Source organism: uncultured Psychrobacter sp. (assembly GCF_947500265.1).
In the GTDB taxonomy this organism is placed as follows: Bacteria; Pseudomonadota; Gammaproteobacteria; order Pseudomonadales; family Moraxellaceae; genus Psychrobacter.
On sequence record NZ_CANMRN010000008.1, the window covers coordinates 108,783 to 131,342 of the forward strand.

Here is a 22,560-nt window from a genome sequence, read left to right on the forward strand (position 1 = left end):
TAATTTAACAAAACAATGGAGGTCATATCATGGAAGCTGCTAAGCAAAAAAATATGAACCCTTATGTAAAATTTACCTTAATGATTCTGACATCGACTGTCATCATGTATATCATGATGTACTTCAATACCTACCAGTGGGATCACATTTACTTTAGTGAAACCCGAGCTTATATGGCGCTATACATGGGTGCCGGTATGGCAGTCGTCATGTTGGCATTTATGACCAATATGTATAAGAAGACCAAGGTCAATTTGATGATCTATGGTCTAAGTGTATTGATGTTTGCAGTTGGTATTTGGGGCGTTAGATCTCAAGCGACTGTCGATCAAGTCGATTGGATGCAGGCGATGATACCGCATCACTCGATTGCCATTCTCACCAGTAGTCGCGCTGATATTGAAGATCCGCGTGTGCAACAGCTTGCTGATGATATTATAAAAGCTCAAAAACGTGAAATTGATGAAATGAAACAGTTGATTGATGAGCTTGAATAAGAGAATGGTGTACCAGTGAACGCTGCGAAAAGCGATTACTTTTTTCTGCTCAGACGCTCAATGACCCAGCCTGCTAGTGGGAAGGAAACTAGCTGTGTCAGCGGAACGAGTATGATAGCTTCAATTAATACCACCACTGGTAGGCTTAAGCCTTGAGTCAAAGGCTTCAATAACGTCAATACGATCAGGAGCGTTGGATAAAGTCCAACATACCCTACCAATATGCGTATCAGTCTGTCTTTGGAATTCTGATTCATGGCATGATACCGATTGATGATTAAGCCTCTGCTTATATAAAAGCATTGAGTTTATAAATAGAGATAAGGCCATTGATGGCCTTATCTCAGTCACTGTTTAAATGCTTCGCTATTATTAATATAGTTGATTCAGTTTAAAAGAGAGTCAAGGCAACCGAGTGCAGATGTAACTGTGGTACTTCAAGCGAGGTTAAAGCTGTCACTCTTTTATCGAGGATTAACGATAGTAAGGATAATCACTATAGCCAACATCAGTACCACCATACATAGTGGCAGGGTCTGCCTCATTCAATGGCCAGTTATTAGCAATACGCTCGGGTAAATCTGGATTAGCGATAAAAGGACGACCAAACGCGAATAAATCACCGTAGCCTTTTTCTAAAATGTTTACGGCTTTTTGTACCGTGTATTTGCCAGCATAAATAATACGTCCTGAGAACTCAGCTCTGACCGCTTGATAAAAAGTGTCTGGTAAATCAGGCGCATTATCCCAATCAGCTTCTGCAATTGACAAATAAGCGATGCCCGCTTGCTCAAGGACTTTAATCGCTTCAATATACGTATGATGAGGATCTGACTCTACCAATCCTAAATACACGCGTGTCTCATCCGTACTCGCAAACAAAGGCGCAAAGCGTACGCCTAAACGATCAGCACCCACCACATCACTGACAGCAGCCACGATTTCTTTTAAGAAACGCAGACGATTGGTCAACGACCCACCATATTGGTCATCACGGGTGTTGCTATGCTCAGAGATAAACTGATTGACCAAATAACCGTTAGCACAATGCAGCTCTACCCCATCAAAACCCGCTTCCAATGCATTGCGTGCGGCTGCCGCATACATCGTTACCAGTTCACCAACCTCATCAGTACTGAGTGCGCGTGGCTCACTTGGATCAGCCAATGCACCTGCACCTGGGCCTGTTTCAATAAAGACTTTTACGTTGTCAGCAGCGATCGCTGATGGCCCTACCGGCTGAGCACCATTAGGCTGCAAACTGGTATGAGACACACGCCCAACATGCCAAAGCTGAGCAAAAATAATACCGCCTTTGTCATGTACTGCTTGCGTGACTTTTTTCCAGCCTTCAACTTGGGCTGGTGAATGAATACCTGGCGTCCAAGCATAACCTTGACCTCTTGGCTCAATCTGCGTACCTTCCGTCACCATAAAGCCTGCTGTCGCACGCTGTGCATAATAGCTGGCCATTAAGTCATTAGGGATATTGTCAGGTTGCGTGCTACGAGAGCGTGTCAATGGCGGCATGACGATGCGGTTTTTAAGCGTATAAGGCCCAAGTTCTACAGAGGAAAATAGTGTATTTGTGTTTAGAATGGTTTGTGTCATAGAGGTCTCTTTTAAAGCAGCTGTTGGCTTATTATTAAAGGTATTTGGCCTGTTTTGATGCTTAATAGCTCATTTAGTGGCTACTTAAGCAATGTTGGTCAGCATAGCGTTTTGCAGGTACAATTAGAAACAACCGTTTCTTGTTTAAGATACAATTATTAATGGTATGAAATTATGAATGGTATGAATCGGCTCGATATCAAGCAACTTAGAGTATTGCAGGCGCTGCTTGATCTGAAAAACCTGTCACAAGTCGCGCGCAAAATGGGGCTGACCCAACAAGCCATCAGTGAGCAGTTGCGTAAGTTACGTGAGGTGTTTGATGATCGTTTGTTTATTCGTCAAGGGAATAGCATGGTGGCAACGCCAAAAGCCCTGTCGATGCAGCAACCCATTGACCACATACTAAAACAATTAGAGGGGCTGTTGGAGCCAGAGATTTTTACGCCGCAAACATACAAGGGCATATTTACGATTAGCGCGACTGACTATGCGACGCAGGCATTATTACCGCAATTGTTTAATATTACGCGACGCGACGCACCAGATTTGAAGTTAATCGTACGCGATTTTGCCTCAGACAATATCAATCAGCTGATTGCAGCAGGCGAGCTTGATCTGTTAATTACCTTTCCTGAATTTATCCCTGATAACTTATCGTATGTGACTTTATTTGAAGAACAACATTTATGCGTGACGGGTTGTGAAAATACCTTTACCACAGAGCCATTAACGCTGGCGCAAGTGGCTGCACACGCGCAGCTAGTCGTGTCACCTTCGCGTGCTAATTTACGTGGCTCTCATGATCAATGGTTTGCAGAAAAAGGTCTAAAACGAAATATTGTGATGTCAGTTCCAAGCTTTTCGGCTGTACCAGATATTTTGCACACGACTGACATGATTGCGTTTTATCCTTCGCGGCTATTGCCGAGCAGTAAGGTCAAAGAGCTTAAGGTTGAAGCGTTGCCCCCCACTTTTAAAGTCATCGCGGCATGGCATCCACGTACTGCTGACAGTGGCATACATCGTTGGTTAATCGAGCAATTACGAAATCTATAGTAATTAACTTAGCTATAGCCAACTTTGAAACGACATCGAACATTCTTAAACTTGAGCTTGACGGAAATAATGTAGTGGCAAAATATATCAAATAGAAGATGTTATCTCTTATTTGATATATTGTTAATAACTGCTCTATTAACATAAAACATCCTTTGAGTCTGAGATTCAAAGGATATTTTATTTTTGATAATCATGCTGAAATACCACGCATTAAACGTTTCAACATATTCAACCAAACTGAAAGGCTGATATTTGCGTTTTTAGCACTTGCTCAGAATAGATTTTGCGACCTGCATCACTCCCTGCTGCACCCACCGCTATCATAAGCGGTAACAAATGCTCCTCTGCCCCTAACGGATGTGAGTCAAGCGCGTGAGGAGCATTTTTCCAATTGGCCAAGGCCGTGAGTCGTTTATCCGAATCTGCTGATTCTACAGTATTCGTTAGCCATTCATCAAAACGCTCTGATGGTTCAGTAAAACTGGTATCGCCATAACCGCGCATATTATGAAAGCTCATGCCGCTACCGACGATTAGCACACCCTCTGTACGTAATGACGCCAATGCCTGACCAGCAGCCAAATGCGCTTGTGGGTCTAAATCATGACGCAAAGATAGCTGCACCACTGGAATATCTGCCTCAGGGAACATTAGCTTAAGCGGTATAAATACCCCATGATCAAAACCGCGCTCCGCATCTTGTTTATTACCTACCCCGGCCTCTATCAGTAGACTACTGACTTGCTCCGCCAATGCTGGCGCGCCTGAGGCTGGATAAGTCAAATTATAAGTATGCTCAGGAAAGCCATAATAATCATAAATGAGATCAGGTTGCTTGCCAGCGGTGATACTAAATTCAGCCGTCTGCCAATGGGCACTAATGATTAAGATAGCCTTTGGTCGCTCAGGCAAACGAGCAGAAATGCCCTTTAAAAAAATTGCCATCTCATGCCACGTATCCGCTGGTTGCCAATCCATAAAAAAACAAGGCCCTGCACCATGCGGTATAAACAGTACAGGCTGGCTGACTGGCTCATTAGATAAAAGTGTGGTCATGGCTTTCCCCTTGTTGCTTTTATTAAATGGCTCTAATTAAACAGCTTTATTCACGAAAATTGAATAAAACCATTTACAACTATAAAACCTATCCTAATTTTTCTGATAATACCTTATCCATACTGAAGGAACCGCCACCTTGGATGGCTAAAGCAAGCGTAGCTACCATCAAGGTTAATGCGTATTCATAACCACCATTATCAGCGAACAGCCCATTACTGATATGGACAGAAAAAATAGCCACCAACATGGTAAAGGCTGCGGCTAAAGCAGCTGGTCTGGTTAGCAAACCTAATACCAGAGCCAGACCACCGAAGAACTCAGCACCACCTGCCAATATCGCCATCAAGTAGCCAGGCTCCATACCCATACTGCTTAACCACTGGGCAGTGCCTGCCAATCCATTGCCACCAAACCAACCAAACAACTTTTGGGCGCCATGGGCTGCTAAAATCAGGCCAACGGGTACCCGAAGCACTAAGGCCGCTGCTCCAGCTTTTGATGTCAAAATAGTATCTAATAGTGATGATTTCATTGATGCTTACTCCATAACGTATGATTAGAATAAATAGTGTCGAAAATGATATAGGCACACTTTACTATCAACGCTATAAAAGAGTAAGCTCAGTTATATTGAATAATTATCAACATAATGTTTATAATGAATTTGATATCGAGAGAATTATAGGGACAGATATGGATAGAATCGATGCCATGCGTGCTTTTGTCGCGGTAGTGACAGAAGGCAGCTTTAGTAAAGCGGCTATTACGATGCAGCTCTCGCCGCAGCTAGTAAGCAAATATGTAGCAAAGCTAGAGGAGGAACTACATACTCGCCTACTCAACCGCACTACACGCAAAGTCAGCCTGACAGAAGCTGGCAGTCAATACTTTACGCATGCGCAGCAGATTTTATTAAGTATTGATGAGATGGCATCGCAGTTAGGCGGCTTACAGCAGCATCCTAAAGGCGTCCTGCGAATCAGTGCGCCCGTGTCCTTTGCCTTAAAGCATATGGCAAAGCTCATCACTGATTTTCAGGCGCGCTATCCGTCAGTTACCGTTGATCTGCAGTTGAGTGATCGAAAAGTAGATATCGTTGAAGAAGGGTTTGATATTGCCCTGCGTATCGGACAGCTCCAAAGCTCGTCGCTTATCGCCAAGCAGATTGCTCCGATTCGCGTGGTATTATGCGCCTCGCCCGAGTACCTCAAAACTCATGGCACCCCTAAGCAGCTTGAGGATTTAGAATCGCATCGCTATTTGCATTATAGCTATATGAATGTCGAAACTAAGGGTCAAATCTACAAATACCTAAAGACCAAACAATTCAAAGAACGTAGCGTTTTCCATAGTAATAATGGAGACGTACTCGTTGAAGCAGCTATTGCAGGCGGAGGGTTGATATTACAGCCGACTTTTATTGCTAGCGAAGCATTAAGCACTGGCAAGTTGGTCGTAGTGTTGCCAGAATATGAACCTAACCCTTTAGGCTTGTATGCTGTCTATGCCCATAGAAAACTACTACCTCACAAAGTCAGATGCTTTATCGATTTTATGACCGACTACTATGGCACGCCGCCGTATTGGGATGAGAATATACAGCTCTAAACATGGAGACATAAAAAAGCCACGACACATCATGTATCGTAGCTTTTGGTTTAAGCAAACTTAAGCGAGCGCTGACCTAACTATTAGACCCAACCTTCTTCCAATAGATGCTCAGTATTACTGATTTTAAAATTATTGCATAAGTCATAGAATGCCATTGGGTCTTCAACGTTATCGAGCAACTCTCGTTTATGCAGTGCCACAAACAGCGCCAACGCATACGCTGCACTATGGATAGATTTTTTAGGATTGAAAGTAATATCAGTAAACCCTTGATATTGAATCACTTCCTCATGTAGCTGAGGGTTTTGCTTGAGCGCATTCACGTACAGCCAATCATAGAATGTCGTTAACGGCTCTACGCCCCATTCCATACCAAAGTAGTTGTAACCAATGAGCTCGCCCGAGGTCATCAATCGCTCATCCTTTCGGGCTTGTCTTGGTGGCGCGGTAAGCAAATCCGTATAAGGACCACCATCTTCAAAGATCATACTGGCTTGAAAAGCATTTTCGACACTATATGGATTGCCATCATGCTCATCGGTAATCTTTAAACTAAACGGGCTTAGAGGAAAGCTTAGCTTATTACCAGATTTACTAGACAGCTCTAACACGTGCTTAAATCCATACTTTTTGCGAATGACTTGCTGTAAGTCATTGATGGATTTTTTCTTTTGTCTGGTCGCAAATCCCACATGTCGCTCAAACATAACCATATCCGTTTTTACCAAATTGTCACTGTTGACTTTGGGCATGAATACGGGTCTTTGTTCTATCGTATTTGGTACTTCTTCCATAGTGATGTGCCTTAATATCAATGGTCTTGTATAAATAATTTGTGTTAACGGTGCTGATATCACCTGCTGTTGACGGTGTACTCTGTCATTGCTAGCAGCATTTCTTATTATTGTTGTTTTATTCGCTAGCAGCCAAATACAGTGACTTGATCGAAAGCTATCGAGAGTTATCGCACCTTATCAGCGCTCGCTGGGCAGTTTATCTTATTCTTAGTCATTTATCCTGCCCTATTTTAAGGTTATTGATAACCTGACTGATTTTTTGGCATCAATGACTCATATGGCGTAAAGGTAAGTAGTGCGCTTAACCTCTATTTGTCTTACTTTATCCTAATCGCCGTCAAATCAAGGCTATTTTTTATCAATGAACAGCAAATGTACGTACGCCACTCTTTCCATAAACATGCGCCTACACACGTAGAATACGTCGAATAACCGCGATAATCTCCGCATAGTGTGACCTAAGTATGTTGGCTCAAATACTAGAGCGCACACAAAAAGGTGACTCGGATATGACTGAGTGGCTAACTTGGTTTCTACAGACGCTAGAGCAAGCAATGCTATCTGCCCAGATGACAACCAATAAGATTATCAGCAAAGCAAAATTTTGGCAGCCGCACCGTCAACAAGCCATAAATGCAAGACAGGTGCCTATGCTCAATACCTTACTAACGAGTTTTTATGGAAAACTGACCAAAAAAAATGGGCAATGATGACTAAGTGCTCGGCTGATACTGCGTTAAGGGATATTAATGACTTGGTAGAAAAAGGCATGTTAAAAAAATCTGATGCCTCAGGGCGTAGCACAAGTTATGAAGTCATGCTGTGAATTTAGAATATTAATAAACAATTTTCTAAGGACGCTTCACAATTTGAGAAACGTTAAATTAGGGAGGATCTAGAGTATCAAGGCTCGCGGTCTATTATTAGTGGTTCCATTATACCAGTCTGTTTTGAGTAGTCTATTAATAGATTTGAAGGCTGAAGTAGCTGGTTCCTTTAGTGTATACCCTTTTAAAAGGACAATGGTATGTTAGTTAAGTTGTTTTGGACTGATAGATGGAATAATGGAGATTTATATCCAGAAGGTATAATTTTAGAAAACAGTTCAAATATAAAGGGACTAATTTTTAACCTCTTGAATGATGATGGAGGACTTGGATTGAGCTATCTAGGAAACTGGATGGACGAAGGGCTTAAAGAAATTAAAAAGGTAAAACAAGGAAGCTTGAACTTTTATGACATGTGGGGGCAATCTTGGGGAGCAGAGGTTAGAAAGGGTGAAGTATTAATTTATTGGGGTTATGACGATACAGAGCTAGAAGAAACAATGAATTTTTCTAGCTTTCATAAAATACTAACTAATTGGATGATTCTTATAAGTAAAACACCATGCTTAGAAGCAGAAATGTTGTTTGAATGTTGAAGTGATCTGTGCCGTGTGTTTTATAGTTATTAATTTCATATCGAACACTAGCAGTTCGATGCCTGTATAGCGCATCGATTAATATGACCCAGAGGTAATAAAGTAATGATCAAACAAAAAAGTTTTAAACCTTATTCATCAGAAATATTACCAGTAGGATTCGTTTATCCTGCTGCTTACATCCAATTGACAAAAAATACAGAAACAGTCAAGTCTGATGAATATTTTCAATGGTGGTTCTTAGACTCTACAACTGAAGGAGCCAAACTATCATATAGTCTTAGAAACAATAAAATTAAGGATTTTAACTTAGTTCCATTCGCTCAAAACAGCGAATGGATGGCTTACTTTGATGGCGATGATTGTTCAGGTGATCCAAGAGTAATAGTAGTTGATCTTACTGATTTGCCTTCATTCATGATATTCGAGAATTTTAATGAATGGCTTACTAAAGCTGAGCAGGATTACTGGTGATAGCTAATCTTAAGCTTGATAAGCTAACGTTTTGTACACCATGAAGTACACTGTGACTATCTCAGCAAGTTAAAACGTTGATACCATCATCCTACAGCCTAGTGTTCAAGTCCTCACTAGGGTACCGCCCTTGTTTCCATAAGATAAGTTATAGGCAATACCCTCCTTTGTTATCTAAATTCCTCTCATTTTAACCTTCCGCACCCTTACCTCGTCATCACAACACGGTTCAAGAGTAATGTTTTAAAAATATTCAAAGAAATACGCTTGACCTTACCATGATGTCAACCTATATGCTGTCGCTATAGATTTGAAAATAAGATTAAAAATATAGTTAAAAACGACAGAGGTTGTTATGAAAACAAAAAATACTAAAGCCCCTACTTATCAAGAAGTGCTGAGCATAGAAGGCATGAGTTGCGCCTCGTGTGTCGGGCGTATCGAAAAACAATTAAAAAACATTGAGCACGTTGAAAACGCCGAGGTAAATCTTGCCACTGAACAGGCGACTGTTTATTCATCGCAGCCTGTAGATGTAGCCCAGTTAAACAAAGCGGTAGAGCGCGCAGGCTATAAGGTGACTGAAACCAAGCCTATCGAGCTATCCATAGAAGGCATGAGCTGTGCCTCTTGCGTTGGACGAGTAGAAAAATCCTTGGCAAAAGTCGCTGGCGTGCAACAAGCTACTGTAAACCTTGCGACTGAACGCGCTTGGATTAAAGGCGATGCTCAAATACAAACGAGCGACTTAATTGAGGCCGTTAAAAAAGCGGGCTACGAGGCCAAACTGGTAGAACAAGACCAAAGTGATCGACAAGATAAAAAAGCCTCAGAGCAAAATCAGCTTAAACGAGATTTAGGACTTTCTGCGCTGTTGTCACTGCCCGTATTCATTCTAGCAATGGGCTCGCATATGATTCCCGCCTTTCATATGTGGGTAGTGAATAACCTCGGCACTCAGCAAAGTTGGCTAATACAGTTTGTTTTGACCACACTGGTATTACTCTTTCCAGGCCGACGCTTTTATCAAAAAGGCGTGCCAGCCTTATTGCGTTTTGCGCCAGATATGAACTCGCTAGTGGCGATTGGTACTATCGCAGCGTATGGCTTTTCTCTCATAGCGACCTTTATCCCGCAAGCGTTACCTGAAGGCACGGTGCACGTCTATTACGAAGCCGCTGCTATGATTGTGAGCTTGATATTATTAGGTCGTTATTTTGAAGCAAAAGCTAAAGGTCGTACTTCTGGAGCCATTCAGCACTTAGTGGGCATGCAGGCAAAGACGGCCCGTATACAGCAAGATGGTAAAGTCATTGAAGTCCCTGTAGAAGACGTCACTGCACAAATGATAGTTGAGATTCGTCCAGGCGAGCGTGTGCCTATCGATGGCGAGGTTGTTGACGGTCACAGTTATATTGACGAATCTATGATTACGGGTGAACCTGTTCCTGTGAAAAAACAAGCAGGCGATCAAGTGGTCGGTGGTACTATCAATCAAAACGGCACCGTGAATATTCGGGCAACGGCCATTGGTGAAGATTCGGTATTGGCGCAAATCATTCGTATGGTAGAACAAGCCCAAGGCTCTAAATTACCGATTCAAGCATTGGTGGATAAAGTCACCATGTGGTTTGTACCAGCAGTGATGTTTTTATCAGCATTGACCTTTATAGTTTGGTTGATTTTTGGCCCTGACCCTGCCTTAACTTTTGGTTTAATCAATGCGGTTGCCGTGCTCATTGTGGCCTGCCCTTGTGCAATGGGATTGGCCACTCCCACCTCTATTATGGTCGGTACGGGTCGTGGCGCCGAATTGGGTGTGCTATTCCGTAAAGGTGAAGCGCTACAAATGCTTCAGGATGTGAGCGTAGTAGCCGTTGATAAAACTGGCACGTTGACTGAAGGCAAACCTACGTTAACGGATTTCCAAGTCCAACAAGGGTTTGAGAAAGAACAAGTCCTATGTGTGGTGGCATCGGTTGAAGCAAAATCTGAGCATCCCATTGCCTTAGCCATTGTACAAGCCGCAGAACAACAGAATATTCAACTGCTACCTATCACTGACTTTGAGGCGATGACAGGTTTGGGCATTCAAGCAAACGTGGCAGGACAAGTGATTCACATTGGGGCGGATCGTTATATGCAACAATTGGGGCTTGATGTTGCGCCTTTTGCACAAGATGCGCTACGTTTGGGGCAAGAAGGTAAAACCCCACTCTATGTATCTATTGACCAGCAGTTAGCCGCTATCATCGCCGTTGCAGATCCTATTAAAGAGACGACTCATGCCGCCATCGCTGCACTACATCAGTTAGGCTTAAAAGTGGCCATGATTACAGGTGATAATCGCCATACAGCTCAAGCCATTGCTGCAACATTAAGTATTGATCAGGTAGTGGCAGAAGTGTTGCCCGAAGGCAAAGTGGATGCAATACGCCAGTTGCAAGAACAATATGGTCGAGTGGCATTTGTTGGTGACGGTATCAATGATGCCCCTGCATTGGCTCAATCCGATGTTGGATTGGCCATTGGCACAGGCACAGACGTTGCGATTGAGGCAGCTGAAGTGGTGCTAATGTCAGGTAGTCTGCAAGGTGTGCCTACTGCGATTGCCTTGAGCAAAGCCACCATCAGCAATATCAGACAAAATCTGGCTTGGGCGTTTATTTATAATGTTGCTTTGATCCCGATTGCTGCAGGTGTCTTGTATCCAGCATTTGGTATCCTGCTCTCACCCATTTTTGCGGCAGGCGCAATGGCACTATCTTCTGTTTTTGTCTTAGGTAATGCGTTACGCTTGAAGTATTTCAAAGTACCCGTCATTACAGAGTAAATATAGAATCGTAAAGGATATCCATATAGGGTTTAAACATTAATGCTTAAACCCTTTCTAGGTTAGGAGGAGAAATATGAATATTGGTCAAGCATCCAAAAAATCCGGCATCTCTACCAAAATGATTCGCTACTATGAGCAGATTGGCTTGCTAGAAACAGTAAATCGCTCGAGCTCAGGTTATCGCTTGTATTCTAAAGACGATATAGACGACTTATGCTTTTTGAGACACTCTCGTGACTTGGGGTTTTCATCCAAGCAAATGAAAGAGTTACTGTATCTGCGCAAAAACACCAATCGTCAGAGCGCGGATGTTAAGCAACTGACACAAGAGCACATCACAACGCTGAATCAAAAAATTGCCCAATTGCAGGAGATGGTCGACTCGCTACAGAACTCTTTTGATCATTGTGCAGGCGATGATAATTCAGATTGCGCTATTCTGGATGATCTTGGGCAGGCTAAATAGGGTACTTCCCAACTTAGAAGGCGTTATGCTGTTTTGCATAACTAGAATGGTGGTCGGTGGTAACGCAGTCATAAGTTGTGAGTATTATCTGACTCAAATGTATAGTGAAGCATAATCGAGAAAACTGTTAGCAGTTCCGCTTCAAATGCTTGTTATATCCCGTTTTTAATAGACTCTACTTGTGTGTTTAATATATTCCGCATCATTATAAGCGAGAACTTTACGCCATCTTTTTCGGAAAGAATCTCGCTTAAATATATTTTTTTATCATCATATTGTTCTGGAAAATTGATACTTATATATGTCATTTTTTTCTTCTCAGCTTCCCAGAAGCTATACTTTATTTCGGTATGACCAGCGTACTTTTGGAGAAATCGATCAATGGTTAACCCTTCTTTTTGCCAATTTACTAAGCCTTTTGTTAACCAAACCTCATTCCAACTCTCAAACAAGGGAAAGTGAGCAAAAGTATTTCTAATAAATTTAAACAATGGGCCACCAATTTCAGATTCCATTGGAGGTCTTTGTTTCTTAATTGCCTCAAGAACATACTTAAAGGGCTCATAAGCTAGTAACTCTGCATAAACTGAAAATAGGTTAATCACTTTGCTAAAACGATACCAGTCTTCTTGTTCCCAAAATGAGTCTTCAATTATTTCATCGGCAAGATCATAAAACCTATTGTAAGCAAGACTTAAAAAAATTTCTTCTTGTAATGTAGGTCGCAAATCCATGCAAGTAAACCTCTATAAACATAACGCCGAGTTAAACTGCAAAAAACATGTGTTAGCATTTTGAGCGCAGCCGAACCAACTTTTTTATTCCCGTTTAAACTGCTTGTTATATGAATGTATCAATCATCGATCTTCAGGTTTTGTGTGTTTAACTTTTGCTGAGAACTCTTTGAGTTCTTCAATGCTATATTTGGTATGTACTCTTTCAATTGAAGGAGGCTGATGGTTGATACTTAAACCTATACGTCTAGCCATTTTAGGTCGAATAGGTCGAGGAACAAAACCACCGCCACAATTTGGGCATACATTTTCTAGTATTTCATTTACACATGTGACGCAAAAAGTGCATTCGTATGTGCAAATCATTGCTTCGGTAGAATCTGGTACTAAATCTTTATCACAACATTCACAATTAGGTCTAATTTCTAGCATATATCAACTCCATTTTAATTCACCTAGGGCTTTTTTCTTGGGCTGCAGAGCGTAAGTCGTGTGGCAGCCCATAGCAGCTACTTGTTATATTTTGATGCCTACCAATTAATGATTAATAGCAAAACTGGTCGTAAATCTTCAGATAATCTACTACGCTTATTATCAGGAGATCTCAACTTTCTTGCTAGCCCATTATTCGATTCTTTACTATCACGTACGTATAGTATTTCGAGAATTTTAGCCCGCGCCTATGCGGATTAGACTAGCAGAAAATCTAACTAGTATGAATTGATTATAAAATTTCTGCTTAGGCTATTATTTTATACTTCCTACTTTTATCCTCTCAACCAAGAAATCGACGGCGGCTTTTACCTTAGGCACTAGATAGCGCTGCTTTTGATACAGCAGATATACGGCCATATCAGCGTGCTGCGTGATTGCTAATGGATGCTCAAATTTAATCTCTTGCAATGCGCCTGACTTAAGATATGAGGATAATGCCCATCGAGTGGACATCAAAACCCCTTCACCATCACAAGCCTTTTTTGCTAGCCATGGTCCATTGTTTGAAATTGCGACTGCTGGCCCTGAGACATCATGCCACTGATCGTCCACATAGCAGAGCCAAGGCGTTGGCCCGTTTGGCGCTTTAAAATACAGGCCTTTATGTTCCTTTAACTCCATTACATGATTAGGTGCACCATGCATCTCTAAATAACTGGGCGACGCAACCGGTATAAACCCATTGTCCATGAGCCTAATGGCAAGCACGCGCTCATTTGGCGCATAACCACCGCGAATCGCAATATCGACATCGTCACGTCCTAATGCTGATAACTCATCACTGAGACTGACATCTAGCACAATCTCTGGATACAACTCACCAAACTCATCCAACAGTGGTAGCAGTATTTTTTCACCAAAACCCACCATAGAGCTAATGCGTAACCGTCCCATTGGCGTCGTTTGGTAACTGCGTACTGTTTCTTTGCTTTGCTCAAGCTGATCCAATACTTGCTGCATATCGTCATAATAAACCTGCCCTACTTCGGTCAATTTAACGATTCGGGTCGAACGCTTTAACAGTGTCGCGCCCAAGCTCTTTTCTAAATCAGATACTCGTCTTGATAGTGAGGATGGCGGCACTTTGAATGCACTTGCCGCCTTAGTAAAACTGCCCGTTTCTACGACTTTGCTGAAATACTTGATGGCACGTAATTGATCCAACTGACCTCTCCATTTAGATGAACATTTGAGTATTCTCGCTTTATTATTGTCTTAAAAGCAATAGTGATTCACGTTATTCCTTATATATAACCACATTAAAACCAGTAATAATGTGTTTAACTTAGGGCGTGCTTGATATTCGACCATGGCACTGACAGAAACTATTTTTTAGACAGTTCGACGTTAAAAATAGTAAGTTTAGTCATTCTAAGCGTCTATGTTTTAACAATGAAGTGGCAAAAAATAGTCCTGTCTCCTTCTGTTTATATTGGAGCTGATGCTAAAACTGCCCCATACTGTGTTGTAAATCTAGTTAAGGCACGAGCATTACCGTCGTTTTACGCCTTGTCTGGAACCGTTTTAGCAATCAGCAGTGCCTATTTGTGAATATCAAACACGCCATAAACGTTGCAATGAAAACACGATTAAAAATAACTTTTACGTCAACAATGGAAGAATGACTTATGATTACTTTGCACGGCTTTGCTGCAAGCAACTATTACAACATCGTAAAACACGCTCTTTTATATAAGGGCATTCCGTTCCAAGAGGACCTTTTGTACGCTGGTAGCGATGATCTACTAACCGTCAGTCCAGTGGGTAAAGTACCTGCCATCACCATGCCTGACGGTTTTAATCTGTCAGAATCTAACGTGATTTGTGACTTTTTGGAAGAAACGTATCCTGAAAAGCCGCTATATCCTACCGATGCAGCAGAACGCGCGACTGTACGTCAGATTATGAAAATAGCAGAGCTATATTTTGAGCTACCAAGTCGTCGTCTGATTCCATATGTATTTTCTGGTACTCAAGCACCTAACGCAGTCAAAGAGGAAGTCCGTCAAGTATTGGGCCGCGGTATTATTGCTATGAATCGCTTATGTCAATTTTCGCCTTGGATTGCAGGCGAGCAATTCACCATGGCTGACATCTATGTGCATCACGTCAACACTATTGTCAACGCTTTTGGAGCGACTCAGCTTGAGTGGGATGTACTGGCAGAAGTGGACGGCATGAAAGAATGGAACAAAGCCATGAGTGAAACCGACATTGCAAAAAGCGTTCAGGCAGACAGTCAAGCAAACATGCCTGAATTTATGCAACACGTTAAAGCTCAAATCCAAGCCGCAAACGCTAAATAACATATGACAGTGTGGCCACTAAAAATGAGCCACATTAAGAAAATTACTAAAACTCGATAATCTAAAGAACGACCAATGCCGTAAAGGGATTGGTCTAAAAATCCAACTATTTGCAGGAGCAAATCTTATGACCGATAAAAATAAACAACTGGTTTCAACCATCAGTGATGACAACAAATTAACCCTGTCTTTAAAAGACATCGAGATGCCACAGCCCGGTGCTGACGAAGTTGTCGTTCGCATGGAAGCCATGCCATTGAACCCCTCTGATTTTGGTGTGATGTTCAGCGCCGCTGATATGTCAACCGCTGTACAATCAGGCACTGATGACAGCCCGATCATTACCGCTGATGTGCCTGCGAAATTCATGCCATCACTCAAAACGCGGGTAAATAAAGATACGCCAGTCGGTAACGAAGGCGCTGGTACAGTCGTCGCAGCAGGCTCATCAGAAGCCGCACAAGCACTCATGGGCAAAATGGTTGCGGTGATTGGTGGCGGTACATATCGTCAGTATCACTGTGTGAATGTGAAAAGCTGCATAGAGATGCAAGATGGCACGACTGCTACCGAGGCCGCATCGTCTTTTGTAAACCCGCTCACCTCACTGGCAATGGTCGAAACCATGCGCGCTGAAGGTCACAAAGCCATCGTACATGCAGCAGCTGCTTCTAGCCTTGGTCAAATGCTAAACCGTATCTGTATGGCAGACGGTGTTGATTTGGTGAATATCGTCCGTAAAGACTCGCAAGAAAAGCTATTGCGCGATATGGGCGCAAAATATGTGGTGAACTCAAGCAGCGAGACGTTCCTTGCCGATTTGACCGCCGCGATTACTGAAACAGGCGCTACGATTTCGTTTGACCCTATCGGTGGCGGTAAGCTCACCAGCGATATTCTAAACTGTATGGAGGCAGCTATTACTCGTGACGTAGAAGAATACAGCGTCTATGGCTCAAATACCTTTAAACAAGCTTATATTTATGGTGCCTTAGACCGTGGTCCGATCACCTTAAACCGTAACTTTGGTTTTGCGTGGGGTGTGAATGGATTCTTATTGTTCAATGCACTTGGCAAACTTGGTAGTGAAACGGTTCAGTCCATGCGCAAACGCGTGGCAGAAGAAATCACCACCACCTTTGCGAGCAGCTATACGCATGAAGTGACCCTAGAAGAAGCGCTACAGTTAAAATCAATCGCCGCTTATGGCAAACAGGCGACTGGTGAGAAGTACTTGATCAAGCCTCAAGCTTAATAATGTCTAAAAAGCTGTTATAACTTAAGATATAGCAACTTTCTCATAGACTGATTTTTGATATAAAAAGCAGATACTGATAACGGTATCTGCTTTTTTTGTACTTAATTGTTATTGAACGATGTAAGTAAAAGGCGGTAACTTAGCCTTTTTAAATGCTGACTCTATGAACATTGTCTTTTCGAGTATTGCCTTTCTGTAGACTCCTTATCTGAAAATCAAAGCGTCCTTGTAGTTATATGACTTCTTTGTGATAATTAAAATCCAGACACGCTAACTTTTAAATAAAAATATTAGACATTTTAAACTATCTATTTTTTGAGAGATTACTATGAAAAATATAATGAAAATAATGACGGCCTCCACGCTTGTTATGAGTGCATTTGCGACTGGCTGCCAAACAACGACTAGTGTTACCAAACCAACCGTACAGCCAGTCACAGCAGAGACGTTAGAGGCGAATAACTGGCGTCTTATAGATGCCAAGCTTAATAATGGAGATTTGATTGAGGCGTTATTTTTTGATCCATCAAGACCATTAACGCTGAATTTTATGACTGTTGAAGGCAGCAATATGGTAAGCCTTATGAATACCTGCAACAATATGAGCGCAGGATACAGTGTGACGAATGGCGAGGTAGAACTGAGCGCAATCAGAAGCACTAGAATGGCCTGCCCTGAACACTTAGCAAAGTTTGATAGTGCTGCCGCCACAACAGTACAAGGCAAATATAGCTTTGGTAAAAATAGCGATAACAATCCTGTATTAGTCATCAAGAATGACAATCAGACAGCTCACTTTAAAGCAGTTCCTAAAACAAAAACACCTTAAGGACTGTTACATAGCTCTATCTTAAATTTATGAAAAATGCCTCACTATGAATCAGCGAGGCATTATTTGTATCAACAAACTGCTAGCCTCAGCATCAAAACAATAACAAAAACCGCTCTAGACCGTTTCATAGAGCATTAAAAATAAATATATAGATCAACCATAATAAGGATATGTCATGTCGTTTATTAAATTTTGCACTTTGGCACTCATTGCCACATCCTCTCTAACTGCGTGTAGCAGTCACAACCAAGCCAACTCGAATGATAAAACGAGTGTCAGCCAGATTGAAGACAGTAACTCATTCATAAGCACCCTAAAACCAAGCAGCGCTGAAGCGATAATCGGTCAAGTAACGGGTATTACTTCACAAGACAGAAATCAGCAAAAAGTCACTATCGTCGCCCAAGATGGAAAGTCCTATACCGCATCTATTAGCAAAGCTAATTTTGGTCAGCAGAATGCTTATCAAATGCAAAAATTGACGATGGGTGACTATATAGAAGTTAAAGGTGACGTAGAATCAACAGGCGATCAATCAAAGCCAGATGGCGAGCGTCAGCTAACTGTACGTGCCATGCCGTATATATTACGCAAAATCATTGTCGCTGACCATCAAGTAGACTGCGTAGGCGTTGCGCCACAATCCTGCTTTTTAACAAAGCCAGCTGACCAAGTCGATAGTCAAGTAGATTGGCAGTATAGATATAGTGGTATAGAGGGTTTTGATTATGAGCCTGATTATGAATATACCTTGCTTATAAAAAATACAGCCGTTGCTAGACCACCTGCTGATGCATCGTCAGTGCAGAGCAAACTGATACAAGTCATTGAAAAGAAAAGAACCCAGCCTTAGTATCTAAGATATACCTCCTCTAAACAGACAAGCAACCACACGATTAATTGTTAACATTATTCAACCTGTGGTTGCATCTGACGTTTATTACGCCTAGTATTTCGCTCCTTTGAATAATTCTATTTTTAACAATAACACCTCCATAGGTTTGTCTACTCATAATAAAGAAGGATTCGTTATGCCAATAAATACAACCACAATTATTGATGGTGGCATGGGACGAGAATTGGCGAAGCGCGGTGCACCGTTTCGTCAACCTGAATGGTCAGCACTGGCAATGATAGAGGCGCCAGAGATCGTTCGTGATGTACACCGTGCCTATATTAAGAGCGGCGCGGCAGTCATTACGACCAACAGTTACGCGCTAGTACCTTTTCATATCGGCGAGGAACGTTTTGCGGCGCAAGCACAAGATTTGGCAGCAGCGTCAGGTGAAATGGCACGTGCAGCAGTGACGCTAGAAGGCGCAGCAACCAAAGTAGCTGGCTCCATACCGCCACTGTTTGGCTCCTACCGTGCAGACTTGTTTGATGCTGACCACGTAGAGGATATCGCTACCCCACTGATCAAAGGTCTAAATCCGTATGTCGATTTTTGGCTCGCTGAGACTCAGAGTCTAATCGCCGAGTCTATCGCTGTTCGTGAGCTACTTAATACGCTAGATACAGACAATAAACCGCTATGGGTAGCTTTTACTTTAGAAGACAGTATGGATATCGATGTACCACGTCTGCGTTCAGGAGAAACCGTCGAGGAAGCTGTGGCAACGATGGCTGATCTCAATGTCGAGGCGATACTCTTTAACTGCTGCCAACCTGATGTCATCGAACAAGCATTAGATGTCACGCAAACCGTCTTGCAAGCAAAACAAGCGCAGCATATCAAACTTGGCGCTTATGCAAATGCCTTCCCGCCGCAACCAAAAAATGCTGCGGCAAATGATACGCTTAATGAAGTGCGTGATGATTTGTCCCCGCCTGCCTATCTGCACTGGGCACAAAAGTGGCAAGCACAAGGCGCTTCATTAATCGGTGGCTGCTGCGGTATTGGCCCTGAGCATATTCAGGAATTAAGCCAACATTTTACTGCTACTGTATAGACATAGGCTGATCTGAATATAGAAAATTGTAAGATAGTTAGAATATTGAATTCATCATGCTGACGACCATCGAATGTTATTTGATGGTCGGCATGTTGCTGGTCGTGATGCTAATGCTGTAAGCGTATCGAAAAATTCAGTAGCAGTTGCAGGTTTGAATGAAATCATCGACTAGCTTGTCATAAGTATGCGTATTTTATTCTTAACAGCCTACCCTTCCTACCGCTACCCTGAAGTCTGTCTACCCGTTTGTATTAGTAGGACCCCACTTAGAATCAGTACCAACGCTATAATTTCTAAGCTGGTAATGTCCTCGCCAATTATCGCGCCAATGATGACAGCAACGATTGGAGCAATATAAGTAGCACCAGCAGCCCGCACTGAACCTAACGTCTCAATAATAAAATAATAAATCAAAAAAGCAGCGCCAGTACCCAAAGCACCCAGACCAAGTATCGTTCCCCACATTGCCCTAGTATCTGTCGTCAGCTGGGTTATACCATCAAAATCAATGAGTACGGAAAGCGTTATGACGGCTAACCCCACTTGCCAAGTGGCTAACGCCAGTGGTGGCAATTTTAAAGGAGACAGATAGCGCCGCGCATATACAAAAGATGCACCCACACTCAGAGACCCTGCCAACATCCACAAAACGCCAACGAGAGAGACACCAGTAGCGCCTTGCCATGGTCGCGCACTTAATGCGATACCAGCAAATCCTAGCGCAAGTCCAATCGCCATTTGCTTGGTCGGACGCTCCTCAGGTAAGAATAGCGCCGCGCCCAAAAAGGTAAATATAGGGATTGAACCACTTAATAAACCTGCAATGCTACTGGGCAATAGCGCCGTACCTGCGACAAATCCATAATAGTAAAAAGACGTTGCGAGCACTGACATCACTATAAAGTGTGGCAAATGCTGTAACTGCGCCCGAGTAATTACTTTGCTGTGCCAAGCAACTGCAACCAATGGCAAGAACCCAAATAGCAAGCGTAAAAATACGGTTTGTGAGGGGCTGATTAGAGCCGTTGCCCATTTCATAAAAATAAAATTCGATCCCCAGATGATACCGAGGAGCACCAGTGCAGCATATGCTCGAAACATAACATTGACCTTAACAAATAGATGAGCTGCTTTTTTCAAACAGCTAGCGTCGACAGTGTTTTATTGCTTGTATTAACAGTCTGGTATTAACTATCTTGTATCAATAGGCTTGTATTGATTGACTCGTTACACAGAGCGAATGACGCCACCATCAACCCTTATATTCTGACCAGTGATATATCCAGAAGCTTCAGATAATAAAAAAGCAATCGTTGAGGCGACTTCTTCAGAGGTACCATAACGTCCTATCGGCACACTCTCACGTCGCTCATCGACTTCAGGTAAGCTATCAATCCAACCAGGCAAGACATTATTAATACGCACACCTTTTGCTGCATAGTCATCTGAGAAAATCTTGGTAAAAGCGCCAAGGCTGGCACGAAAAGCCGTTGACGTAGGAAAAAGCGCAGTCGGCTGCGTTACCCAAGAGGTAGATATATTGACGATAGCACCGCTACCCTGTGCGACCATGATTGGCGTGACCAAACGAATTGCACGTACCGCACTAAGAAAGTAAACCTCTAGCCCTTTATGCCAATCCTCATCAGTGATGTCTAAAATAGGTGCGCGCGGGCCGTGACCAGCAGAGTTTACAAGCGCATCAATACGTCCCCACTGTTGCATCGCCGAATCGACCAAGCGCTGTACATCTTCATTAATAAGGTTGGAGCCAGTAACACCAATGCCGCCCAGCTCCTTTGCTAAAGCCTCACCTTTCCCAGAGGAAGACAAAATAGCGACATGATAACCATCTGCTGCAAGTTTACGAGCAGCGGCAGCACCCATGCCTGACCCACCTGCTGTGATAAGCGCTACTTTTTTTGTCGTTATAATATTATTCATCTGTCTTTCTCCATTAGTTATCGTTTCATTTATCATAACCAATAAAATCAGATTCCTAACATCATAATAAAAGATGCTAGACTGTAGAAAATCTACAGTCTAGGAAAACAAAGTGCCAAACAGCCATCGTACATTGCCACCGCTCAATGCCTTACGTGCATTTGAGGCTGCTGGGCGTCATCTTAATTTTCGGGCGGCGGCGGATGAGCTGTTTGTGACACAAGGCGCGGTCGCTCAGCAGGTAAGAATGCTAGAGGAGCATATCGGCTTTCCTTTGTTTCAAAGACTACCAAGAGGCGTGGCGCTCACCAGCCAAGGTTCTGTTTACTTTGCAGAAGTTACTCGAGCTTTTAAGATTTTGGATAAAGCAACAGCTCAGCTACTCAGAGAACCTAAGACTGTCACTATCAGCGTGACGCCGACTTTTGCCACTAAGCTATTACTGCCGCGCTTATCTGCTTTGACTGCTGCGGTCCCTGATGTCGAGTTGCGTACTGTAGCGACCGAGTCCGTTGCAGATTTTGACCGTGATCAGGTAGATATCGCGGTACGCCTGACACGCCCACCATTCCCTGCGGCATTTGATACTCAGCTACTGTTTAAACAAACGCTTGTAGCCGTGGCCAGCCCTCACTTAATGGCCAATAGAGAACTGCCCATATCACTTGAAGTGCTACAAGAGATGCCATTGCTCCATGACTCACATCATCATTGGCCACGATTTTTTGGTACCACAGATAAGCTAGCTGGCGCTGTATTTAATCAAACCGCTTTGGCTTTAGATGCAGCGCTAGCGGGTCAAGGTGTTGCGATTGCTTGTCAGGCTTTTGTACAAGCGGATTTGAATGCAGGAAGATTGGTTCAGGTAAGTGAGTCAACGCTAACAGTCGATCTAGATTATTATCTCGTTCGCAAAAAGAGTTCGTCATCAACACCGACTGTCGACGCTGTCTGGAACTGGTGTATCACTCATTTAGCACTGGCTTGATTTAGTCAGGGATAGCTAAGCATTAAGCTAAACGTCAATATAAATAATCTAATCTCAAACTTATTAACGTAATTAGCTTCTGAGGCTAACTACGATTTTAGTCGTGCTTTTCTATCCCACTACAGCCGTTCTTCAGCATAACGATGCAGACCTTCCTACTTTCTTATCCTCATCTTTTTTCCTCGTTTTATCTTTTTACTAACTACCCTAAC

Annotated in this window: 24 protein-coding genes; 14 read left to right on the top strand and 10 right to left on the bottom strand. The window is 42.7% G+C overall.

The features are described 5' to 3' along the window. The first annotated feature begins 29 nt into the window (after positions 1–29). Positions 30–497, top strand: coding sequence for a DUF305 domain-containing protein (locus tag Q0788_RS11675; RefSeq protein WP_224737935.1), 468 nt, complete (start codon positions 30–32; stop codon positions 495–497). Between the two features lie 35 nt (positions 498–532). Here Q0788_RS11675 and Q0788_RS11680 read toward each other — a convergent pair whose 3' ends face one another. Together Q0788_RS11680 and Q0788_RS11685 are read right to left on the bottom strand one after the other, a co-directional pair. After that, complete coding sequence (locus Q0788_RS11680) at positions 533–754, bottom strand: hypothetical protein (protein WP_298810858.1); 222 nt, start codon at positions 752–754, stop codon at positions 533–535. A gap of 217 nt (positions 755–971) precedes the next feature. Further along, positions 972–2,108, bottom strand: a complete 1,137-nt coding sequence (locus Q0788_RS11685) for an alkene reductase (protein WP_298810859.1) — start codon at positions 2,106–2,108, stop codon at positions 972–974. 174 nt (positions 2,109–2,282) lie between these two features. Between Q0788_RS11685 and Q0788_RS11690 the strand changes: the two genes are divergently transcribed. Beyond that, positions 2,283–3,167, top strand: a complete 885-nt coding sequence (locus Q0788_RS11690) for a LysR family transcriptional regulator (protein ID WP_298810862.1) — start codon at positions 2,283–2,285, stop codon at positions 3,165–3,167. Between the two features lie 231 nt (positions 3,168–3,398). On the opposite strand, the gene Q0788_RS11695 is transcribed toward Q0788_RS11690, so the two are convergent. Next, positions 3,399–4,226, bottom strand: coding sequence for a class III extradiol ring-cleavage dioxygenase (locus tag Q0788_RS11695; RefSeq protein WP_298810865.1), 828 nt, complete (start codon positions 4,224–4,226; stop codon positions 3,399–3,401). An 88-nt stretch (positions 4,227–4,314) separates the two neighbouring features. Beyond that, entirely contained in the window at positions 4,315–4,761 is a 447-nt protein-coding gene (locus tag Q0788_RS11700) for a DoxX family protein (protein ID WP_298810868.1), read from the bottom strand. Between the two features lie 161 nt (positions 4,762–4,922). On the opposite strand from Q0788_RS11700, the gene Q0788_RS11705 reads away from it, so the two are divergent. Further along, positions 4,923–5,837, top strand: a complete 915-nt coding sequence (locus tag Q0788_RS11705) for a LysR family transcriptional regulator (RefSeq protein ID WP_298810871.1) — start codon at positions 4,923–4,925, stop codon at positions 5,835–5,837. Between the two features lie 83 nt (positions 5,838–5,920). Here Q0788_RS11705 and Q0788_RS11710 read toward each other — a convergent pair whose 3' ends face one another. Next, positions 5,921–6,634: a hypothetical protein gene (locus Q0788_RS11710; RefSeq protein WP_298810872.1), complete on the bottom strand. Its 714-nt coding sequence runs from the start codon at positions 6,632–6,634 to the stop codon at positions 5,921–5,923. Positions 6,635–7,101: 467 nt separating this feature from the next. On the opposite strand from Q0788_RS11710, the gene Q0788_RS11715 reads away from it, so the two are divergent. The 5 genes from Q0788_RS11715 to cueR all read left to right on the top strand — a co-directional run bounded on the left by Q0788_RS11715 (position 7,102) and on the right by cueR (position 11,836). Beyond that, complete coding sequence (locus Q0788_RS11715) at positions 7,102–7,347, top strand: hypothetical protein (RefSeq protein ID WP_298810876.1); 246 nt, start codon at positions 7,102–7,104, stop codon at positions 7,345–7,347. 317 nt (positions 7,348–7,664) lie between these two features. Continuing rightward, complete coding sequence (locus Q0788_RS11720) at positions 7,665–8,060, top strand: hypothetical protein (protein ID WP_298810879.1); 396 nt, start codon at positions 7,665–7,667, stop codon at positions 8,058–8,060. Between the two features lie 105 nt (positions 8,061–8,165). Beyond that, entirely contained in the window at positions 8,166–8,534 is a 369-nt protein-coding gene (locus tag Q0788_RS11725; protein ID WP_298810882.1) for a hypothetical protein, read from the top strand. A gap of 355 nt (positions 8,535–8,889) precedes the next feature. After that, positions 8,890–11,367, top strand: coding sequence for a heavy metal translocating P-type ATPase (locus Q0788_RS11730; RefSeq protein ID WP_298810884.1), 2,478 nt, complete (start codon positions 8,890–8,892; stop codon positions 11,365–11,367). A 76-nt stretch (positions 11,368–11,443) separates the two neighbouring features. After that, positions 11,444–11,836 (top strand): Cu(I)-responsive transcriptional regulator, encoded by a 393-nt coding sequence (gene cueR / locus Q0788_RS11735; protein WP_298810887.1) that lies wholly within the window; start codon positions 11,444–11,446, stop codon positions 11,834–11,836. Positions 11,837–11,988: 152 nt separating this feature from the next. Here the strand turns inward: cueR and Q0788_RS11740 are convergent, their stop codons facing one another. From Q0788_RS11740 to Q0788_RS11750, 3 genes are all read right to left on the bottom strand, one after another. Further along, on the bottom strand, positions 11,989–12,570 hold the full coding sequence (locus tag Q0788_RS11740; protein WP_298810891.1) for a hypothetical protein: 582 nt from the start codon (positions 12,568–12,570) through the stop codon (positions 11,989–11,991). 123 nt (positions 12,571–12,693) lie between these two features. Continuing rightward, positions 12,694–13,002: a DUF1272 domain-containing protein gene (locus Q0788_RS11745; RefSeq protein ID WP_101204529.1), complete on the bottom strand. Its 309-nt coding sequence runs from the start codon at positions 13,000–13,002 to the stop codon at positions 12,694–12,696. A gap of 315 nt (positions 13,003–13,317) precedes the next feature. Further along, positions 13,318–14,229, bottom strand: coding sequence for a LysR family transcriptional regulator (locus Q0788_RS11750; protein WP_298810893.1), 912 nt, complete (start codon positions 14,227–14,229; stop codon positions 13,318–13,320). Between the two features lie 464 nt (positions 14,230–14,693). Here Q0788_RS11750 and Q0788_RS11755 point away from each other — a divergent pair, with 464 nt between their 5' ends. The 5 genes from Q0788_RS11755 to Q0788_RS11775 all read left to right on the top strand — a co-directional run bounded on the left by Q0788_RS11755 (position 14,694) and on the right by Q0788_RS11775 (position 19,413). Next, positions 14,694–15,371, top strand: a complete 678-nt coding sequence (locus Q0788_RS11755) for a glutathione S-transferase family protein (RefSeq protein WP_298810895.1) — start codon at positions 14,694–14,696, stop codon at positions 15,369–15,371. Positions 15,372–15,498: 127 nt separating this feature from the next. After that, entirely contained in the window at positions 15,499–16,626 is a 1,128-nt protein-coding gene (locus tag Q0788_RS11760) for a zinc-binding dehydrogenase (RefSeq protein ID WP_296210452.1), read from the top strand. Positions 16,627–16,957: 331 nt separating this feature from the next. Next, positions 16,958–17,458, top strand: a complete 501-nt coding sequence (locus Q0788_RS11765) for an META domain-containing protein (protein WP_298810898.1) — start codon at positions 16,958–16,960, stop codon at positions 17,456–17,458. Between the two features lie 178 nt (positions 17,459–17,636). Then, on the top strand, positions 17,637–18,314 hold the full coding sequence (locus tag Q0788_RS11770) for a DUF4377 domain-containing protein (RefSeq protein WP_298810901.1): 678 nt from the start codon (positions 17,637–17,639) through the stop codon (positions 18,312–18,314). Positions 18,315–18,492: 178 nt separating this feature from the next. Further along, positions 18,493–19,413, top strand: coding sequence for a homocysteine S-methyltransferase family protein (locus Q0788_RS11775; RefSeq protein WP_298810903.1), 921 nt, complete (start codon positions 18,493–18,495; stop codon positions 19,411–19,413). 225 nt (positions 19,414–19,638) lie between these two features. On the opposite strand, the gene Q0788_RS11780 is transcribed toward Q0788_RS11775, so the two are convergent. Then, on the bottom strand, positions 19,639–20,517 hold the full coding sequence (locus Q0788_RS11780; RefSeq protein ID WP_298810904.1) for a DMT family transporter: 879 nt from the start codon (positions 20,515–20,517) through the stop codon (positions 19,639–19,641). Between the two features lie 126 nt (positions 20,518–20,643). Beyond that, positions 20,644–21,360: an SDR family oxidoreductase gene (locus tag Q0788_RS11785; RefSeq protein WP_298810907.1), complete on the bottom strand. Its 717-nt coding sequence runs from the start codon at positions 21,358–21,360 to the stop codon at positions 20,644–20,646. A gap of 112 nt (positions 21,361–21,472) precedes the next feature. Here Q0788_RS11785 and Q0788_RS11790 point away from each other — a divergent pair, with 112 nt between their 5' ends. Beyond that, a complete protein-coding gene (locus tag Q0788_RS11790; RefSeq protein ID WP_298810911.1) occupies positions 21,473–22,348 on the top strand; it encodes a LysR substrate-binding domain-containing protein in 876 nt (291 codons plus the stop codon). The last annotated feature ends 212 nt before the right edge of the window (positions 22,349–22,560 follow it).

Excerpts from the sequence above, each read along its gene's own strand:
- Q0788_RS11675 (WP_224737935.1), top strand. The coding sequence starts at position 30 with ATGGAAGCTGCTAAGCAAAAAAATATGAACCCTTATGTAAAATTTACC.
- Q0788_RS11680 (WP_298810858.1), bottom strand. The coding sequence starts at position 754 with ATGAATCAGAATTCCAAAGACAGACTGATACGCATATTGGTAGGGTAT.
- Q0788_RS11685 (WP_298810859.1), bottom strand. The coding sequence starts at position 2,108 with ATGACACAAACCATTCTAAACACAAATACACTATTTTCCTCTGTAGAA.
- Q0788_RS11690 (WP_298810862.1), top strand. The coding sequence starts at position 2,283 with ATGAATGGTATGAATCGGCTCGATATCAAGCAACTTAGAGTATTGCAG.
- Q0788_RS11695 (WP_298810865.1), bottom strand. The coding sequence starts at position 4,226 with ATGACCACACTTTTATCTAATGAGCCAGTCAGCCAGCCTGTACTGTTT.
- Q0788_RS11700 (WP_298810868.1), bottom strand. The coding sequence starts at position 4,761 with ATGAAATCATCACTATTAGATACTATTTTGACATCAAAAGCTGGAGCA.
- Q0788_RS11705 (WP_298810871.1), top strand. The coding sequence starts at position 4,923 with ATGGATAGAATCGATGCCATGCGTGCTTTTGTCGCGGTAGTGACAGAA.
- Q0788_RS11710 (WP_298810872.1), bottom strand. The coding sequence starts at position 6,634 with ATGGAAGAAGTACCAAATACGATAGAACAAAGACCCGTATTCATGCCC.
- Q0788_RS11715 (WP_298810876.1), top strand. The coding sequence starts at position 7,102 with ATGTTGGCTCAAATACTAGAGCGCACACAAAAAGGTGACTCGGATATG.
- Q0788_RS11720 (WP_298810879.1), top strand. The coding sequence starts at position 7,665 with ATGTTAGTTAAGTTGTTTTGGACTGATAGATGGAATAATGGAGATTTA.
- Q0788_RS11725 (WP_298810882.1), top strand. The coding sequence starts at position 8,166 with ATGATCAAACAAAAAAGTTTTAAACCTTATTCATCAGAAATATTACCA.
- Q0788_RS11730 (WP_298810884.1), top strand. The coding sequence starts at position 8,890 with ATGAAAACAAAAAATACTAAAGCCCCTACTTATCAAGAAGTGCTGAGC.
- cueR (WP_298810887.1), top strand. The coding sequence starts at position 11,444 with ATGAATATTGGTCAAGCATCCAAAAAATCCGGCATCTCTACCAAAATG.
- Q0788_RS11740 (WP_298810891.1), bottom strand. The coding sequence starts at position 12,570 with ATGGATTTGCGACCTACATTACAAGAAGAAATTTTTTTAAGTCTTGCT.
- Q0788_RS11745 (WP_101204529.1), bottom strand. The coding sequence starts at position 13,002 with ATGCTAGAAATTAGACCTAATTGTGAATGTTGTGATAAAGATTTAGTA.
- Q0788_RS11755 (WP_298810895.1), top strand. The coding sequence starts at position 14,694 with ATGATTACTTTGCACGGCTTTGCTGCAAGCAACTATTACAACATCGTA.
- Q0788_RS11760 (WP_296210452.1), top strand. The coding sequence starts at position 15,499 with ATGACCGATAAAAATAAACAACTGGTTTCAACCATCAGTGATGACAAC.
- Q0788_RS11765 (WP_298810898.1), top strand. The coding sequence starts at position 16,958 with ATGAAAAATATAATGAAAATAATGACGGCCTCCACGCTTGTTATGAGT.
- Q0788_RS11770 (WP_298810901.1), top strand. The coding sequence starts at position 17,637 with ATGTCGTTTATTAAATTTTGCACTTTGGCACTCATTGCCACATCCTCT.
- Q0788_RS11775 (WP_298810903.1), top strand. The coding sequence starts at position 18,493 with ATGCCAATAAATACAACCACAATTATTGATGGTGGCATGGGACGAGAA.
- Q0788_RS11780 (WP_298810904.1), bottom strand. The coding sequence starts at position 20,517 with ATGTTTCGAGCATATGCTGCACTGGTGCTCCTCGGTATCATCTGGGGA.
- Q0788_RS11785 (WP_298810907.1), bottom strand. The coding sequence starts at position 21,360 with ATGAATAATATTATAACGACAAAAAAAGTAGCGCTTATCACAGCAGGT.